11 protein-coding genes are annotated in these 17,808 nt (G+C 61.3%); 7 read left to right on the top strand and 4 right to left on the bottom strand.

Translation table 11 applies throughout. The annotated features are described in order from the left end of the window. Window positions 1-44: 44 nt before the first annotated feature. The 3 genes from FYK55_RS10310 to FYK55_RS10320 are packed head-to-tail and all read left to right on the top strand — an operon-like array spanning window position 45 to window position 3,474. Window positions 45-440, top strand: a complete 396-nt coding sequence (locus tag FYK55_RS10310; RefSeq protein ID WP_150076342.1) for a GntR family transcriptional regulator — start codon at window positions 45-47, stop codon at window positions 438-440. Further along, window positions 437-1,357 carry an ABC transporter ATP-binding protein gene (locus FYK55_RS10315; RefSeq protein ID WP_150076343.1) on the top strand — a complete coding sequence of 307 codons (921 nt, stop codon included), beginning with the start codon at window positions 437-439 and terminating at the stop codon, window positions 1,355-1,357. The genes FYK55_RS10310 and FYK55_RS10315 overlap by 4 nt, the downstream gene beginning before the upstream one ends. Then, entirely contained in the window at window positions 1,354-3,474 is a 2,121-nt protein-coding gene (locus FYK55_RS10320; protein ID WP_150076344.1) for a hypothetical protein, read from the top strand. The genes FYK55_RS10315 and FYK55_RS10320 overlap by 4 nt, the downstream gene beginning before the upstream one ends. Here the strand turns inward: FYK55_RS10320 and ligA are convergent. Continuing rightward, entirely contained in the window at window positions 3,459-5,531 is a 2,073-nt protein-coding gene (ligA, locus tag FYK55_RS10325) for an NAD-dependent DNA ligase LigA (protein WP_390621723.1), read from the bottom strand. The two genes, FYK55_RS10320 and ligA, sit on opposite strands and share 16 nt — an antisense overlap. Before the next feature lie 415 nt (window positions 5,532-5,946). Here ligA and FYK55_RS10330 point away from each other — a divergent pair, with 415 nt between their 5' ends. Further along, window positions 5,947-6,258: a Dabb family protein gene (locus tag FYK55_RS10330; RefSeq protein WP_150076346.1), complete on the top strand. Its 312-nt coding sequence runs from the start codon at window positions 5,947-5,949 to the stop codon at window positions 6,256-6,258. Between the two features lie 29 nt (window positions 6,259-6,287). Here FYK55_RS10330 and FYK55_RS10335 read toward each other — a convergent pair whose 3' ends face one another. Then, window positions 6,288-7,532, bottom strand: a complete 1,245-nt coding sequence (locus FYK55_RS10335; protein ID WP_150076347.1) for a glycosyltransferase family 4 protein — start codon at window positions 7,530-7,532, stop codon at window positions 6,288-6,290. A 413-nt stretch (window positions 7,533-7,945) separates the two neighbouring features. Between FYK55_RS10335 and leuB the strand changes: the two genes are divergently transcribed. The 3 genes from leuB to FYK55_RS10350 all read left to right on the top strand — a co-directional run bounded on the left by leuB (window position 7,946) and on the right by FYK55_RS10350 (window position 10,904). Next, complete coding sequence (leuB, locus tag FYK55_RS10340; protein ID WP_150076348.1) at window positions 7,946-9,019, top strand: 3-isopropylmalate dehydrogenase; 1,074 nt, start codon at window positions 7,946-7,948, stop codon at window positions 9,017-9,019. Window positions 9,020-9,084: 65 nt separating this feature from the next. Further along, on the top strand, window positions 9,085-10,125 hold the full coding sequence (locus FYK55_RS10345; RefSeq protein WP_150076349.1) for a phosphatidate cytidylyltransferase: 1,041 nt from the start codon (window positions 9,085-9,087) through the stop codon (window positions 10,123-10,125). Beyond that, a complete protein-coding gene (locus FYK55_RS10350; protein WP_150076350.1) occupies window positions 10,125-10,904 on the top strand; it encodes a TatD family hydrolase in 780 nt (259 codons plus the stop codon). The genes FYK55_RS10345 and FYK55_RS10350 overlap by 1 nt, the downstream gene beginning before the upstream one ends. Window positions 10,905-11,074: 170 nt before the next feature. On the opposite strand, the gene FYK55_RS10355 is transcribed toward FYK55_RS10350, so the two are convergent. Together FYK55_RS10355 and FYK55_RS10360 are read right to left on the bottom strand one after the other, a co-directional pair. Then, complete coding sequence (locus tag FYK55_RS10355; protein ID WP_150076351.1) at window positions 11,075-11,917, bottom strand: hypothetical protein; 843 nt, start codon at window positions 11,915-11,917, stop codon at window positions 11,075-11,077. Window positions 11,918-12,140: 223 nt separating this feature from the next. Beyond that, window positions 12,141-17,708 (bottom strand): SdrD B-like domain-containing protein, encoded by a 5,568-nt coding sequence (locus tag FYK55_RS10360; protein WP_161604415.1) that lies wholly within the window; start codon window positions 17,706-17,708, stop codon window positions 12,141-12,143. Window positions 17,709-17,808: the final 100 nt, after the last annotated feature.

The following is a 17,808-nucleotide window of genomic DNA, read 5'->3' on the forward strand; positions in this document are numbered from 1 at the left end:
GCGTCGCCTGTGTATTACTGTAGCAATACACATGGATTCATGGAATGACCGTCCAGCCGTCGCAGTTTGAAATTCATCCCTCTTCGGGGATCCCGATTTATCGCCAGATCATCGATCAGGTCCAGGCGTTGATCGTCGGGGGGCATTTGCACGATGGGCAAATGCTGCCGAGTGTCCGCGCGATGGCGACCGAACTGGGCGTCAACCCGATGACCATCTCCAAAGCCTACGCACGATTGGAGGCTGACGGGGTGGTCGAACGCGTCCGCGGCAAAGGCATGAGAATCCTGCGTCCCGCCGTCGACGGCAGCGCGGCCCAGCGGCTGAAGCAACTGTATCCCAGCGTGGAATCCGCGATCGTTCGCGGACGCCAGTTGGGCCTGTCCGACAAACAGATCCTTGATCTGATCCGCAAAGTCCTCCGGGAGAATCCGCTGTGAACCTTCCAGTGATCCAGGCCGAACGCTTGGAAAAATCGTTTGACGGCCAAGCCGTTCTGGACGGACTTGACCTTGCCATCGCCCCCGGCCAGATCGTGGGGCTGTTGGGGACCAACGGGTCGGGAAAGACCACGTTGATCAAGTGCCTGTTGGGGCTGCTGCGACCCACGGCAGGCGTTTGCCGCGTGTTCGGCGAAGACGCCTGGGACATGAGCCCGGCGACCAAGTCGCGGCTGGGCTACGTTCCGCAAGAGGCGGAACTGCTTCCCTGGATGACCGTGCAACAGATGTGCGACTATACGGGAGCCTTCTATAAGCACTGGCGTGCCGACGACGTGCAATCGCTGATCTGCCAATGGCAACTGTCACCGGACCAACGCACGGGCGCTTTGTCGGTCGGACAACGCCAAAAGCTGGGTGTGATTCTGGCCCTGGGTCACCACCCGGACTTGCTGGTGTTGGACGAACCGGTGGCCAGCCTGGATCCTTCGGCGCGGCGTCAATTCCTGAGCACGCTGATTGACCGCGTCGAAGTGGAACAAAACACCATCCTGTTCTCGACTCACATCACTTCGGATTTGGAACGGATCGCTTCGCACGTCGCAATTCTCCGCGCCGGAAAATTGGCCTGGTTTGGGCCTCTGGATGAACTGAAGGACGGCTGTAAACGGTTGCGGTTGTACTTCGCCGACGGTGCGCCAACCGATCTGGATCTGCCCGGCCTGGTTCGATGGGACCGACATCAGAACCATGCCGTCGTGACGGTCGCGTCATTTGACCAGGGTTTGCTGGACGCATTGCATCGACGTTGGAATTGCGATGTCCGCGTCGAAGACATGAACCTGGAAGAAATTTTCCTGGAGTGGTCGGGCGCCGCGGAGGTTCCGTCGACGGTCGCGACCGAGGTGGGATCATGAGGCATCAATTGTTTCAAGTGTGGCGCAGCTATCTGCGGCGACCGCTGGTCTTGTTGATCGGGGTGATCGCGGCTTGCCTGTCCTTGGGTCTGTTGCTGCAAACGGTCCAACCGGCAGGTGGGGCCCGTTGGATCGCCCCGCAAATCGATCCGCCCGGCGGCTGGACCTGGATCGACGTTTCCGACTGGGGCACCGCGTCCACGTCGCGGCAGCCCGCCGATCTGACCGGACTGCGACTGTCCGACCACGGCTACCATCCGTTCCCAGACCTGCGTCCGCTGGTGAACCTGACCGCGTTGGAACTGAACTCGCGGGATTTGACATCGCAGAAGCTTGCGTCGCTGCGATCGCTGCCGGAACTGCAAGCTCTGTCTCTGCAAGCCCCCGAGCTGCCGGATGGTGCCCTGACAACCATCGGAGGACGATTGGTTTCGTTGCAGATCCCGGCGAGATTGCTGGAGTCAGAAGGCGACGAATTGTCAACATGCACCCGGTTGCAAACGCTGATCGTCGATCGGTATGGGATGACGCCAAAGCGTTTGTCGTGCATCGCCAATTTTCCGCAGCTGAAGACGTTGGTCATCACCACGCGGGTGCACGACCAATTCGCGGGGCAGCAAATTTCCGGTCAAGGCAACGTGGCCGGTTCCACGCAAATCCTGAAACTGACCCCGGACAGCCTGAAAGCCTTGGCCAACCATCCTTCGCTTGAAACCATCTATGCCGACTGGGAACCCGGCGTGGACCGTCGGTCGACGACATTGCCGGGCGTGCGACTGTACCCCGCCAGTATTTCTCGTTCGGCGCTGAACGCGATTTCCCTGGGCTTGTTCTTCACGGCGGCGGTCAGCGTGTTGGTCACGCTGCAGTGGTGGGTGCATTTTGTCGGCCAGCGGTCCATGCTGATTCCGGATTATCAGCAAGCCCATCGATGGGCCGGGTTGATTCCGCTGCTGCTCGCGGCACTCCTCACCGGCGGCGTGCTGCGGTTCGTGGACGTGGCCTTGCTACCGGCGATGATGTTTGCCTTGGTTTTCGCGTCGTTGATTCCTGCCTGCATGATCGCATCGCAATCGCCATTCCGCACGACCCGGATTGCCTTCACGCTCCTGGGGCTCTGTGGCGCGGCACTGCTGTGGTTTCCGATCGCAATTCCCGTCTCGCTGCCGCCAGCGGCCGCAGGCGAATCCGCTTGGTTTCTGAGAGGAGCATTCGGTTGGGTTGCCGGAGGCGTTTTGTTGAGCGAATTGCTGATGCTGGGGTGGGCATGCCGAGCCTTGCCGACGCTGGCGCGGGAAGTCCGGGAGAAGTCTCCGCTATTGCCTGGGTTGTCGCCGTGGGACCCGCAACAACAGCGTCGCGCGGTTTTCTCATCGCCGCCTCGCCGGTCTTGGTTGGGAAACCCGTCATCACCCTTCCAGTTTCCCAAGGGCGATGGGCTGTTGGACCGAGCCAAATTGTGGCGGATCGGCAACGCGTATCGACCGCTGGCGGTAACGCTGTTCGTGGGGATCTTCTTGCTGGTATTTGTCGGGATTCAAGGGATGCTGGGCGGCGGGCAAAGCCTATTTCGTCGATCGGCCTGGTTCGGCGTGGCGGTTCAACTGTCCGCCATTGGATTGATTCTTCCGTTGAACGTCTGGTATCGACGCTGCCGCACTTTTCAGGTGGAATCGCTACGTCCCGTCCAACGGTCCAGAATGATTCGTCAATTATTTGCGGCGTTGGCGGTCGACCAATCGATCGCGATGATCCCGATGCTGATCCTTGCCGCGCTGCTGCTCTGGTTTCCGGATCCGACGACGCAGCAAAAGCAATCCGCGTGGCTGATTGGCTTTGGGCCGGTCGCGGTGGCGTGGTGTTATGCTTTCAGCACTGCCGTCTTCGCCATCCGTCGCGGCTGGGTGCTGATTGCTTACGCGACCGTGATGATGCTGTTGCCGAGCGTGTGGCTGGGGGCCCTGGGATGGTTTGCTGATCACGCCAGTTGGTCCGAACCGGTGCAACTGCGGGTGGTTTGGCTGCACGTGATGGTCGCGATCGTGCTGGCTGCGATCCTGGTTTGGACGACATACCGCCGTGCGCTGCAGCGTGAATGGGGTTATTCGACCAATTGACGAAAGTCGTCTTCACTGAGCACGGTGACACCCAACTCTTGGGCCTTGGTCAACTTGCTGCCGGCCTTTTCACCAGCGACCAGGTAATCGGTGTTCTTACTGACGCTGCTCGACGCGCGACCGCCAAGCTGTTCGATCAGTTTCTTGATTTCATCCCGCTTGTAATGCGCGAGCGTGCCGGTGACAACCAACGTCTTGCCCTCCAACGGTCGATCGCCGGAGTCCGATTCGGGCTCCGGGTCGGAAAGCTTGACCCCGACCTCCTGCAGCGACGCCATCGTGTCGGCACCGTAGTCGCTGTGCAAAAACTCGTGAACGCTTTCGGCGATGCGGTTGCCGATCTCGTGAATCCCGGCCAGGTCCTCCACCGAAGCCTGCCGTAGTTTCTCCAGTGTGGGGTACTTGGCCGTGATCAAGCTGGCAATGCGCGGTCCAACGTGACGAATCGAAACCGAAGCGAGCACCCGCGCCAGCCCACGGTCGCGGCTTTCGTCAATTCCGTTCATCAGGTTCTGAGCGTTGCGACGCCCGAACTGCACATCGATCAACTGACCGTCCTTTCCCTTCCGTTGCTTGAGCCAATCGAGATCGGCCAATTGATCCACGGTCAGCCGATAAAGGTCCGCGTAGCCGTGGATAAGTCCGTGGCCGAGCAGCAGGTCGACAACTTCCTCCCCCAAACCGTCGATGTCCATGCCGGGACGGCTGCCGAAGTAGATCAATCGTTGTTTCAGTTGCGCGGGGCACTGCGGGTTCGGGCAACGAATGTAGACGCCGCCTTCGTCGCGAACCAACTTCGTCGAACACACGGGACAGTGCGTGGGGAACTCAAACTTTTCCAGCGGGCCGCTGCGTTCGTGCTTCTCGACGCGGACGACTTTGGGAATGATTTTCCCCGCTTTTTCCACGACCACCACGTCGCCGATTCGAACATCCAACCGCTCGATTTCATCGGCGTTGTGCAATGAGGCACGCGAGACGGTGGTGTCGGCGATGTTGACCGGTTCTAGATGCGCGACGGGCGTGACGGCGCCGGTTTTTCCGACCTGCACCGTGATGTCGTTCAGCTTTGTCGTCGCTTCGTAGCGTTCAAATTTGTAGGCGATCAACCAGCGGGGACTCTTGCTGCGTACCCCCAGCCGTTCGCGTTGAGCAAAGTCGTTGACCTTGAACACGATGCCGTCGACCTCAAACGACAGATCGGGCATCGATTCTTCAAGCTCTGCGACCGCCTCCATGGCCGACGCCGCGGAATCGAACACCTGCACGTCCGGGGTCGCCGGAATGCCGTAGCCGGCAATTTCGGACAGAAAATCGATGTGGTTGTCGGCGCGGATCCCCGTCGCCAGCCCGACGCCGTGGCAGAAGAATCGCAATCGACGTTCAGCCGCGATGGCGGGGTCCAACAGCCGGATCGTTCCCGCGGTCACGTTGCGAGTGTTTTTGAACGGCTCGGATCCCGCCGCGACCTGGCGTTCGTTCAGATCCGCCAGATCCTCGTTGGTCATGTAGACTTCGCCCCGCACCTCCAACACGTCTGGCGGCGCGTCACCGCGCAAGCGAAGCGGAAGATCCCGCACGGTGCGCATGTTGTGCGTGATGTCGTCGCCCACCATGCCGTTGCCGCGTGTCAGAGCCAGCGTCATCTCGCCGGATTCATAGCGAACGCTCGCGGCAACCCCATCGATCTTGTATTCCATCACCCACTGAATCGATTCTCCGTCGAGCAACTTCTCGGTGCGGTCAAAGTAGGCTTTCAATTCGTCGCGACTGTACGTGTTGTCGATCGACAACATCGGTACCGAATGATCGACCTGGCGAAGATGTTCGACGGGTTGATCGCCGACACGTTGCGTGGGGGAGTCGGCGGTCAGCAGTTCCGGATGTTGCTGTTCCAGATCCTTTAGCTGTTCCACCAGCCGGTCGTATTCCAGATCGCTGACGGCGGGTTTCGCGTCAACGTAGTACAGGTGATCCAGACGTCGGATTTCTTGCCGAAGGGTGTCAACCCGCTGGGCCGGCGTTTGGTTCGACTGCGATTTCTTTGCTGCTGCCATCGAATCACCGAAAGCGTTGATAATGATCATCGAAAAGCCAGGTCCGGCCGGCGTTCCCAACGACGACAGATCCAGTAGCGGAGCCAACGGGCACCCGTTCGGCTTTGGCGGCGACGCGGATCCATCGACGCCTCTGCGGACGCCCCGAAAACTTTTCGACGCAGGACGCGGAAGCGGGCCATTCCCGCAGAATGTCCGCCCGCGACGGCGTCTGAGTCGACGCAGCCGAACACTTTAGCGGCCGACGGGTCGCGGTGGCAGACGGCAAACGCCCCGGAGGGAGCCTGCTCCGAGCCCATCAGATCCGAGGCCGATGAGACCCGCATCGGGGGCTCGCGAACCGGATCAATTCCATTACGATAGCCGCCGTCCCGCCGACCTTCCCCCGAATCCCATTCACCGAGGAACTTGATTCATGGCCCGTCTGGCACACCACGTTTTCTTCACGCTGAAAGACAACAGCGATGAAGCCGTCGAAAGCTTGATCACCGATTGCCAAACCTACTTGAAAGATCATGACGGCGTGGTCGACTTTGCCGTCGGCCGGCGGGACGTGGAATTGGACCGTCCCGTCAACGCAAAGTACGACGTATCACTGCACGTGATCTTCCGCGACCGCGCCACCCATGACGCGTATCAGACCGCCGAAAAGCATGTGACCTTCATCGAGCGTCAAAAGGAAAACTGGCAACAGGTGCAAGTCTGTGACAGCTTGCTGGAAGGCTGAGTGCGCAACGATCAAGACCGCGGGTGAGGCTACGCCGGCACGCGGGCGCCGGCGAGCACCTTTTGGTAGACCCGAGCGGTTTGCTGAGCCATCGCCAGGTCGGAGAAATCTTTGCGGTGCCGGGCAACCGCTGCATCGGACATCCGCGTCCAATCGTGTTGTCCGCTGACCAATGCATCCATCTTGCCGGCCAGGCTTTCGGCGTCACCAGGCTCTGCCAACAATCCTTCCACGCCGTCGGTGATCGCTTCCGGCGTGCCTTCGACGCGAGTGGCAATCACCGGCAAGCCGGCTGCCATGGATTCCAGGACGACCATCGGTAGGCCCTCGCCGAACAAACTGGGCAGAACCATGGCATCCAACTTGGCCAGTTCTTCGGGCACGTCGTCGGTGAACCCGACGAACTCCACCAGGTCGCGAATCCGCAAGCGTTCGATTTGATCGTCGATTCCGATTCGATAGGAATCCGATTCGAAAGGTCCGATGATGCGAAGCGTCAGGTCATGTTTTGTTCGCAACCTGGCCAGCGCGTTGAGCACGACTTCCAGACCTTTTCGAGGCCGCATCAGGGCGACCATTCCCAGCACCCAGTGCCCCTCCGGTTCGGGAGTTCTCAAACGCAGCGGACGCACGGCCGGAACGCCGTTGTGGACCACCGTCACCTGTTCTTCTGCCACACCGCCGGAAACGCAATTCATCCGCAGACTTTCCGAGACGGTGATCAGGTGGGCGCAGCCACGTAGCGACAACCGTTCAATCGTGGCGTTGACCTGATTGGAGACCGACCGAGAAGAATCTCGTGAAGCGGGGCTGTGCACGTGGTAAACCCAGGGCACGCCGCTCAACCGTGCCGCGACCGACGCGAGCATCGCGGTCCGCGGGGTGTGGGCGTGCAACACGTCGTAACGGCCTCGGCGAACCAACGCCGCGATCGACCAGGCCGCCCGCAGATCGAAACGGCTTCTCATCGGAGCTTGGAATCCTTTTCCCCAACAACCGTTTTGCCCCCGCAGGATTTCGGCAAATCGCCCGGGTTTGACGCAGACGAAATCGGCTGTGACGCCAAACGTCGGCAAGCACCGGCCCAGGTGAGATTGGACGCGTTCGGCCCCGGAAAAATGCTCGCCGTTGACCACGTTCAGGACCCGCGCATCGCACACGAACCCGCTCTCGACCGAGCCGACCGCGGGCTCCGCGTCGGCGGGTCGGATCACGATGGGTGCCGCGGTCGGTGCCCAGGATGCGAGGGGAGTGTGAGTGTTTCCAGGGTGCATGACGGAGACTCGTCGTCGGGAAATGGAGCCGGCGGACCAACCGGGCGGAGGCCCAGGTGCGTCAACCGCCCCGTGGCACAGCGCACCAACCGGGCGGAATCCCGGCGCACCAAAACGGTGGGTCGTGAATCCGTCATCGGGTGGTCTTTCGGGCCAGGATTCGTCGGCTCCGGTCGGTTGCCACGTCCAGCTCCGTGGACGACACGGGTCGCAACGGTTGTTCGGCCGGATTCTCGCTCCGAGTGGGATGGGCTGGCGGGCGACAAATCGCCCGGCGCGGTGGCACCGATTCGTCCCGCCTCTGTGGTAATCACGACGCGTCGGCTAAGTTATCGGCCTCGCATTCCCCCAGGATTCGTTCGTGGTGCCGCCGCGAATCGAGTTCCCTTCCTCCAACGACGCGCACATCGACCTTGAAAGCTTCCATCGTTCTCCTACCGGGCGACGGCATTGGCCCGGAAATCATCGACCAGGCCCGACGTGTTCTCGAAAAAGTGGGCCAAACCTTTGGTCACGAATTCAACTTTGAATCGCACCTGATCGGTGGCATCGCGATCGACAAAATCGGGGACCCGCTGCCGGATTCGACGTTGCAGGCGTGCCGCAAGTCCGACGCCATCCTGCTGGGCGCCGTGGGCGGTCCGAAGTGGGACGACCCTTCGGCCAAGACGCGTCCCGAGGCGGGGCTGCTGCGAATCCGCAAGGAGTTGGGGCTGTTTGCGAACCTGCGTCCCATCAAGATGTTTGATGAATTGGCCGACGCCTCCCCGCTGCGGCGGGAAATCATCGAAGGCACCGACATCCTGTTCCTGCGTGAACTGACCGGCGGGATCTACTTTGGTCCCTCCGAGCGCAGCGGTAGCGGCGCCGAAGAATCGGCGAGCCAGGCGATGGTGTACACCGTCGGTGAGGTGGAGCGGATTGTGCGGCTGGCCGCCGAAGCCGCACGCGGCCGAAAGAATCGTCTGACCAGTGTGGACAAAGCGAACGTTTTGGAACCCAGCCGGTTGTGGCGTCAGGTTGCCGCCCGCGTGATGGCGGAGGAGTTCTCCGATGTGCATTACGACGTCGTGCTGGTGGACGCGATGGCGATGCACCTGATCAATCGCCCCAGCGACTTTGACGTCGTGGTCACCGGAAACATGTTCGGGGACATCCTGACCGACGAGGCGTCGATGCTTCCCGGTTCGCTGGGCATGCTGCCGAGTGCCTCGCTGGGCAGCGACGGCCCTGGGTTGTACGAACCGATCCACGGTTCGGCGCCGGACATTGCCGGTCACGGCATCGCCAACCCGCTGGCAACGATTCTGGCAGCGGCCATGCTGCTGCGACATTCGCTGTCGGCAAACGCCGAAGCCGACGCGATCGAAGCGGCCGTCGGGGAAGTGCTCGCGGCCGGGTTGCGAACCAAGGACATCGCGCGCGGTGGCGAGTCGATCGGCACCGTGGCCATGGCGGACGAAGTGCTCAAACGCATCCGATCTTGACCATTCTCGAAGCGATGTCTCCGGCCGGGGCTGCCTGCCACGGCGTCTGAGCACGAAATCCAGGAATGACCGCATTGGAACAAGCCGCGCCGACCGAGCTGTTCGCCGAAACCGTTTGGTTGTCGACGCGATCGATGATTCTGTTGGCCGTCATCTTGACGGTGCTGGGGATCGCGACGCTGGTCGGCTTCCTGCTGTCGCGCCGCGAAACGATGGGGATCGAATCCGCCATCGTCCGCCGATTCAACCAGAAGGTGCGGGTGTGGTGGTTGATGACGGCGATCTTCGTGTTCGGGTTTCTGCTGCAGCGGATCGGCGTGGTCATTCTGTTTGGACTGGTTTCGTTTTGGGCGCTCCGCGAGTTCATCACGATGACCCCGACCCGACGGGGTGACCACCGAACATTGTTCTGGGTGTTTTTCATCTTCACACCGCTGCAATACGTGCTGATCGCGTTCGGAAGCCACCCGCCAAGTTTCGTCCCTCAGAACGACTACTACGGCCTGTACAGCATCATGATCCCGGTTTACGCCAGCCTGTTCATTCCGGCCCGGGCGGCGATCGCCGGCGATTACAAGCGATTCCTCGAACGCTGTGCAAAGATCCAGGCCGGATTGCTGATTTGCGTGTATTCACTTTCCTACGCACCGGCGCTGTTGGATTTGGATCTGGTTCGCACCGGGGGTGAACCGTGGGACGGTGGAAATGTCAGCGTGCTGATTTTTTTGGTCGTGATCGCCCAATTGGCATCGGTGCTGGAGCGTGGCTGGAGCAAGCTGGCCGGCCGCCACGTGATCGCCGAAAAGATCAACGGCTCGCGGACCTGGGAGGGCTTCCTGGGCTCCATGGTGACCACCGGCTTGATCGCGGCCTCGCTGGCATGGGCCACACCGTTCTACCCTTGGGAAGCTGGCGTGATGGCCGCGGTCGTCACGGCCATGGCGTGCGGCGGGGCGATGACAATGAGTGCGATCAAACGCGACCGTGGCGTGACCGATACCGGCACCCTGGTTCAAGGCCACGCCGGGGTGTTGGACCAGATCGACAACATCTGCTTCGCCGCTCCCGTCTTCTATCACCTGACACGCTACTTCTTTTCCGCCTGATGACGCTTCGCCTGTTTGACACGCACGCTCATTTGAATCTGGATCCGTTCACCGACCAGATCGATCAGGTGGTGGACCGCGCCCGGGACGCCGGAGTCGAAGGCATCCTGGTGATCGGGATCGATGCAGCATCCAGCCGCCGCGCGTGCGAGTTGGCGGCGGAATTCCCCGGCTACCTGTTCGCGGCAGTCGGCATCCAACCGAACTCCGCCGCCGAAGCCGACACCGCCGACTTTGCGGTGATCGAAGACCTGGCGGGCTATCCGGGTGTCCGTGCGATCGGCGAAACCGGGCTGGATTGTTATTGGGACGACACACCGATGCCGATGCAGCACGACTACTTCGATCGGCATCTGCAACTGTGCCGCGACACCTCCCTGCCGATGATCATCCACATGCGAGAAAGCGGGGAACTGATTGTTGAACAGCTGCGGCGCCAGGATTCTGTCCCGCCCGGGGTGATGCACTCCTTCACCGGCGATTGGCCGCTGGCCGAGGCGTGCCTGGACTTGGGCCTGCACATCAGCTTCGCCGGCATGGTGACGTTCAAAAAGAGCGATGAACTGCGAGAGGTTGCCCGCCACGTTCCGGACGATCGGCTGCTGGTGGAAACCGACTCGCCGTACCTGAGCCCCGAGCCGCTTCGTGGAAAACGTCCCAACGAGCCCGCTCGAGTCGAACACACGCTGCGTTGCCTGGCCGACGTCCGAGGTGTCAGCGCGGAAAGTTTGGCGGAACTGACGTCGCAGAACGCCCGGCGTTTGTTGCAGCTGCCCTGATCGTGTGACCAGACCCGGAGCGTCTGGACGCCAATCGCACACAAACGGCCGGGCCGTTGGCCCTCGCATTCTGTGGCGGGCTGTTCTCCAGCCCTGCTGGCTGGGCTAAACAAAATGTCGGGGCGTTGCCCCTCCGCTCGGCCCCTCGAATGCAAACGGTCGGGCGTCGCTTAGTCGGCGGAAACCGCGGCGAAATCGAACGGTTTGCTCTTGGCCGCCTGATGTTGCAAGCGTTGCAGCCAGACCAGCTTTGGCACCCCGCTCTGATCGAACAACTCCGGCCGAAACAGGGCCAGGGCCGCTGCGGCGACCTGGTGATTGGCATTGGGCAGAGCACTCGATTCACTGGTTCGGCGGTACAACATGTCTCGCATCGCCGCGTTCATCAGCCAAGTACTCAAATCGTCACCGCGATCGGCGCCTGTTTCGTGAACCTCCTGGCAGAACGCACGGGCCCGCTCGGGCCGAATGCTGTAGGCGAACGATCGATTCAGATCGACGCTGACACGCCCGATCAGCCAATCCGTCCATCGCTCCACGCCGTGACGAAGTCGATTCAGCCGGACCAGGTCCGAGACACGTGCCCCGCTGGCTTCCAAGATCAATTGGCCCACCCTGTGACTGGCCTCCAGCTGAGCTTCGAAAACGCCATGAGTGATCGCAGCCAGGCTGGAAGGATCCTGCTTGCCTTCGCAGGGCAATTCCGAGAAGCCATGACGTTCCGCCGTTTCGCGTCCGATGGCGGCAACCACGCGGGCCAGCAACTCGCTGACCAGGATTTCCTCCAGCACCACCAGGTGATCGGACCACCATTGCCGCATTTCAAAGTAGTCACCGCCCCGTTGAGCTTGGCGGTAGCGTGCCATCACCCGATGCCATAACTCATGTCGACTGCGTGACGCGGTCCAGTAGCGAAAGATCGTTTCGGTCGGGACTCCGCGGTGCCGCTCCAACAGACTGGGTCCGTGTTGTGCGAGCATGGCCGCCAGATCGGCAAGGGTGACACAATGCATGGGAAAGCGGTGGCGAAGGGGAGTCGAACGGGTGAAGACGACCACGTCCGTTTGCTCTTCGCACTTCCCATGCCGGCCGCTCAATCGTGGGAGAAACCGGCTGGTTGTACCTGTCCACGTCGGCCAATGTTGACCGGACACCTCATCGCAGGTTGCAAAGTGGCAACACGGTGTCCTGAACGCACCGGATTCACAGCCAGCCACCGGCGTCTGCTTGGCGGCGTCACGGAGCCCGGTGGTAGTACCCGGGTTCGTCCCTGCCGTCGCCGTCCCAGTCCCCGACGATCGGCTGACTTTCCGGGGCGTCGGCCGGCAGATCGAAGCGTTGGTCCGCCGCGGTCAACCGCCGATCGCCGTCGGAATCGATGATCCACTGACCACCGCGAATCACACCGACTTCGTCGATGCCGTCGCCATTGAAGTCGCCCACGATCGGTTGATCCCCTGGACGGCCGAACTCGAACATCACTTCGCCCTTCTTCTTCCGTCCGTCGCCTTCGGTATCCAACACCCAGTTCCCGCCCCGGAATGTCCCGATTTGATCGATCCCGTCCCCGTTCCAGTCTCCCGAAATCGGCGTATCGACGTCCTCGCCAAATTGGAACACATGGTCGACCGCGTCGGCACGCAGTTGGCCGTCACCCCGGCGCAATAACCGCTCTTGGGCTTTGCCGCGGAGCCGCATGGAGACCAACCCCATCCGCTTGTTGGACTCCAGGAATCGGCGGGTGCGGTTGGCCGGGTCCGGCAGTCCGGCGTCAAAACGGATTCGTTGGGGATCCCGTTCCCAACTCCGTCCATAGATCCCGATGTCGTCCTTGCCGTCCCCGTCCCAGTCACCGACGACCGGTCGATCGCGTTCGGTGCCCAGTCGGATCCACAAGTCGCCTTCGTCCCACACGCCATTGCCGTTCAGATCCACAAACCATTCACCGGCGACAAAGATCGCAACTTCGTCGTCGCCATCGCCGTCAAAGTCGCCGACCAAGGCGACACCGTCTTCATGCCCCAAGGTCATCTTCTGGCTTTCCTGGTGGACCTCTCCTTCCAGTGTCAGCAGTTGCCAACGTCCCTGATCGTGACGGCCCTCGCTGAAATCGCGCTTGCCGATCTGTGCCGCCACGTGACGGATGACGCCCTCCGCGATGACGGAACCACGCGGGTAGCCTGCGTTGATGACACTCAAGTGCCACGTCACTTCGGCAACGTCGCCGTAGATCTTCGGCGGAAGCCGGTCGGACGGAACATCTGCCGAGAAAGGAATCTGCTTGGCGGCAAAGGATTCCGGCGGCGGCGGCGGCAACCGTTCATCGACCGGTTCCTGTCCCGGCAAAAAGTCACTTGGCGGCGGAGGATCGACGATCACGATCTGGACTTCGCTGAAGTTGTTGTGCTGGCTGTGGTTCGCGGCGCCAACCGAAATCGCCAGGATCGCGTCCGGACCATGGTCTCCGACGACCGCATCGATCATGGCCAACTGCGCGTCGGTGTAAAGATCGGCCAGGTTGACTGCCAGGCCGCCCGTCGTCCCCGGGGTATCCAGCGAATCGGTCAATCCGTCGGGTTGACTCTGGAACAGGGTGTAGGTCCCGGGCCGAAGACCACCGATGCGATAAAAGCCTTCGGCGTCAGACATCACGACGGAATTCGCCAGGGCATTACCGCCCAGAAACGCGTCGTCCGACAGCGGCTGACCGACGGCGTCGCGGATCTCAATCTGGATGTTGGCCAACCGCGTGTCGTCACTGGTCAGCACGCCGTCCTTGTACTGTCGCAACTGCTCCGCCGCGATCTCCGTTTCGGTTTCGATCGGCGGGCCATCAATGAACACGAAACCGGAAATCACGGAGGGCGGGATCTCGAAAAAATTGTAATGCTCCGCGACCGTGCCACTCAAGATTTCGATGCCCTCGATCCAGTCCGGACCGGCGATCACTCCTCCCTGATTCCCAATCTGCTGCCCGCCGTGGAAATAGCCCGAGGGCTGCAATTCGCGGACGGAGTAAACACCTGGCGGCAATTGGTCGAACGCGTAGCTACCCTGCCCGTCCGTCGTCGTGATGTCGATTCGGTTTCCCTGCCCGTCGATCAGTTCGACGGACACGCCGGCGATACCGCCTTCGTCGGGATCTCGGTCCTGGTCTTCGTTCACGTCCGCCCACACGAAGCCCGAAATCGATCCGGGCTCGTATTCGCAGAACAAATAGTCCACCGCATCGACGCCGGGGTTCAGCGAGACGGACATCAGGTCAACGCCAACGATCGCGCCCCCAGCCGATCCCAGCTTTTGTCCGCCCTGGTAATAGCCGTCCGGCTGGACTTCAAAAACCATGTAGTCGCCGGCGGCCAACCCCTCGAAACGGTAGCGTCCCGACGCATCGGTCGTCGTGGTCCGGATCCGGTTGCCGTCGGCATCACGCAATTCAATGGTCACACCTGCCAGACCGCGTTCACCGACGTCGCGGACGCAGTCCTGGTCGGAATCGACGTACACCGATCCAGAAAGGCTGGCCGGTGGCAGCTCGCAAAAATCGTAGTCGGTGGCGGCGACGCCCGCGGCAAGATCAATGTCACGGATCCGGTTGGCGCCGACGGTCCCGCCGACCGAACCTGCTTGGGCATGGCCGTCAAAGAATCCGTCGGGTTGCAATTCGACGACCGTGTAGGTGCCGCTGCGGAGTCCTTCGAAACGATAGTTTCCGTTCGCGTCCGTCACGGTCGTTGCAACGCGGTTACCATCCGAATCGCGGAGTTCGATGGTGACGCCGGCAATTCCATCCTCGTCGGGGTCCTGGTAACAGTCGTCGTCCAGATCGATGTACACCGTTCCGGACAAACTGGACGGCGGCTGTTCGCAGAAGTCGTAGTCCACTGCATCGATCCCGGCGGCCAGCTGGATCTTGCTGATCCGGTTGACGCCGATCGTTCCACCTTCCGATCCTGGGATCGCACTGCCGTCAAAGTATCCATCGGGCTGAAATTCCACGACCGTGTATTCACCACGACGAAGTCCTTCGAATCGATACTTTCCTTCCGCATCGGTGGTGGTGGTGGCAACGCGTTGCCCGTCGGCGTCGCGCAGTTCGATCCGCACGCCTGCGATCCCCTGCTCCGCTTCATCCAATTCGCAATCGTCGTCCAGATCGACGAAGACGATTCCGGACAGGCTGGAGGGCGGTTCTTCACAGAAATCGTAGTCGACTCCGTCGATCCCCGATCCAAGCTCAATTTGGCTGATTCGATTGACGCCCACCTGGCCGCCCGCCGATCCGGCGCTGACACCGCCGTCGAAATAGTCTTGGGGCTGGACTTGGACGACGGAATACCGTCCGGGCGTCAAATGGTTGAATCGGTACAGCCCGTCGGGTGACGTCGTCGTGCGTGCCACTTCTTTCCCGTCAGCGTCCAACAGCCGCATCACTACATCGCCCAATCCGACTTCGTCGTCGTCACGGACGCAATCCCCATCGGTGTCGACGTGGACCGATCCGGAGAGCGACGCCGGCATCAGTTCGCCAAAGTTGTATTCGACACCGACCGTGCCCTGTGGAAGTGCGATCTGCGAGATCAAGTCGTTGAACGCCACACCGACGCGTTGCCCGTCCACACGTCCGGCCGAATCGATGCCGTCCAGGTAGTCCCCAGGCTGTACCTGACGCAGTTCATAGGTTCCCGGCGGTATCCCTTCAAACTCATACCGGCCCAGCGAATTTGTCTTCGTGGTTGCAACGGTGTTTCCGGAGGAATCGACCAACGACACCGTCACGGCAGGGATTCCCTGCTCGCCCGTGTCACGACGACCGTCGTTGGAAGCGTCGTGATAGACGTACCCGGAAATCTTGGCCGGAGCCAATTCGCAAAAGTCATATTCGACGCCGACACCGCCGGGGATCATGGTGATCTGCGTGATCGTCGTGCCATCAATCGAATCGCCGACCTGGACGCCATCGATGCGTCCGACGTGTGAACCGCCGTCGATCAGTCCTTCAGGCGTGTACTGCACGATCTGGTAGGTCCCAGGCGCCACCCGGCCAAAATGGTAGGTGCCCGCCGGCGTCGTGGTGACGCGTGAGATCACATTGCCGTCAGGAGCCTGCAGTTCGACAATCACGCCGGAAAGTGGCTCGTTGCCCGGGTCATCGTGGTCCCCGTCGCAATCTTGCCCCGGCGCGACCAGGTACACGTTCCCCGAAATCTGTCCGTAGGCCAGTTCGCCAAAGTTGTAATTCAATCCGACGACACCGCCGCCAAGCTGAATACCGCGGATCGCGTCGCCGGGATTGTCGGCCACGCCGACACGAATCCCGTCGACCGTTCCGGCAGTGTCCAATCCGTCCACGAAGTCCGCCGGCTGATTGACTTGGACGATGTCGTAGATTCCCGGAACGAGTCCGTCGAACCGGTACGCACCGTTGGCATCCGTGACGGCGGTCACCGTCGGCTGGGAAGCGATCGTGCCGTTGGGAATCGCTCGCATCGAGACGCCGGAGATGGGTGCTTCACCGGGGTCCCGGATGCCGTTGTTGTTGTCGTCCTGGTAGACGAAACCGGCGATCGAAGACGGAGCCGCCTCCGCAAAATTCATTTCGACCGCTTCGGTGTCGCCAAGCGGAATCGAAATGGACGACAGCACGTCCACGCTGGTTGCCAACCCGGTGGGCTGACCGGCGACCGATCCCGGAACCGCCGCGACGCTGTAATAGCCGTCCGGCTGTGTCTGCACGACACGGTATTCACCGGGCATCAGCCCCAAGGACTTGGGAAATTGATAGGTCCCGTTCCCGTCCGTCTGGGTTCGATGTCCCGTGTCGACATACTGCCCGTTGGAGTTTTTCGCAAACAGGGCCAGTTCGACGCCCGACAATCCGGCCTCACCCGACTGACGCGTGGCGTCCAGATTGTTGTCCAACCAAACGTTGCCGCTGATGGCAACGGGACGAGGTGTCTGGACGGTCGAGCCGATGGCCGCGGCACTGCGGTTGGGTCGGCTGTCGAGGTCCGTTCCCTCGTCAGGCGGCAGATCCAACCCGTATTCATCGCCGGGGGATCCGTAGTCATTCAAAAAGATCGCATCAGCCGTTGCCGACTCGAAGTGCGGAGCTTCGAAGACCGCCTCCAAGATTGAATCTTGAAACTCTTGCCCGGAGGTGATGACGTCCAGCCGGTCATTGAAAATCGCGAGGTCAACGGAGTTGCGCAACACCTCGTCAACGTCCAGCGTGAATTCCAAGCGATCGCCGGCGCGAAAGTTTTGCAGGTCCAGCACCAATTCTTGGCCGCCGTCGGACACGCTGGCGGTCGCGGTCGCCTGTCGCCCGTCGGAGGTTTCGATCCGCACGACCTTGAAATCGTGCCAGCCGCTTTTTCCTCGTCCTCCCGCCTGCGTGTCGAAGATCGGATCACCGACCGAAATCCCGTCGCCGTCCTTGTCGGTGCGAATCCGCAGTTGATTCAGTTCCGTGTTTTCAGCCCCCCCGGTGAACGACAGCAGAAAACGGTCGCCCTGAGAATCGCTGCCGACATCGTTGTCGGTTTCCAGATAGTCGGTTTCCAGATACACGACACCGACGTGAATCGGATCGGCGGCAAGCAATTCTCGCCGCTCAAGTATCTGCGGACCGAGCGAACGACGCTTGATGTCCGCCGTAACCGCACGCGGAGTTCGACGAGTTCGTTTCGGTTTCCAAATCACGCGTTGGCACCTCCGTGTGCCCGATACACCCAACCGCTGCCCGCACCGAACGAATCCGGACACGATCCGAATCAAGCGTCCGAATCGGATTCGGATCATCGCCTTCATCGATCTGCGTCCGGTCCGGTCACCGGCCACCGGTTAAATCACATGCCCCTTCACCACTCACTGTCTCCCTCAGGAACTGCGGTTGCCCACA

The sequence above is a fragment of the Roseiconus nitratireducens genome (assembly GCF_008629675.1).
In the GTDB taxonomy this organism is placed as follows: Bacteria; Planctomycetota; Planctomycetia; order Pirellulales; family Pirellulaceae; genus Stieleria; species Stieleria nitratireducens.

Coding starts and splice junctions, on each gene's coding strand:
- FYK55_RS10350 (WP_150076350.1), top strand. CDS start 10,125: ATGACGCTTCGCCTGTTTGACACGCACGCTCATTTGAATCTGGATCCG.
- FYK55_RS10330 (WP_150076346.1), top strand. CDS start 5,947: ATGGCCCGTCTGGCACACCACGTTTTCTTCACGCTGAAAGACAACAGC.
- FYK55_RS10345 (WP_150076349.1), top strand. CDS start 9,085: ATGACCGCATTGGAACAAGCCGCGCCGACCGAGCTGTTCGCCGAAACC.
- FYK55_RS10335 (WP_150076347.1), bottom strand. CDS start 7,532: ATGCACCCTGGAAACACTCACACTCCCCTCGCATCCTGGGCACCGACC.
- FYK55_RS10320 (WP_150076344.1), top strand. CDS start 1,354: ATGAGGCATCAATTGTTTCAAGTGTGGCGCAGCTATCTGCGGCGACCG.
- ligA (WP_390621723.1), bottom strand. CDS start 5,531: ATGGCAGCAGCAAAGAAATCGCAGTCGAACCAAACGCCGGCCCAGCGG.
- FYK55_RS10355 (WP_150076351.1), bottom strand. CDS start 11,917: ATGCATTGTGTCACCCTTGCCGATCTGGCGGCCATGCTCGCACAACAC.
- FYK55_RS10310 (WP_150076342.1), top strand. CDS start 45: ATGACCGTCCAGCCGTCGCAGTTTGAAATTCATCCCTCTTCGGGGATC.
- FYK55_RS10360 (WP_161604415.1), bottom strand. CDS start 17,708: ATGATCCGAATCCGATTCGGACGCTTGATTCGGATCGTGTCCGGATTC.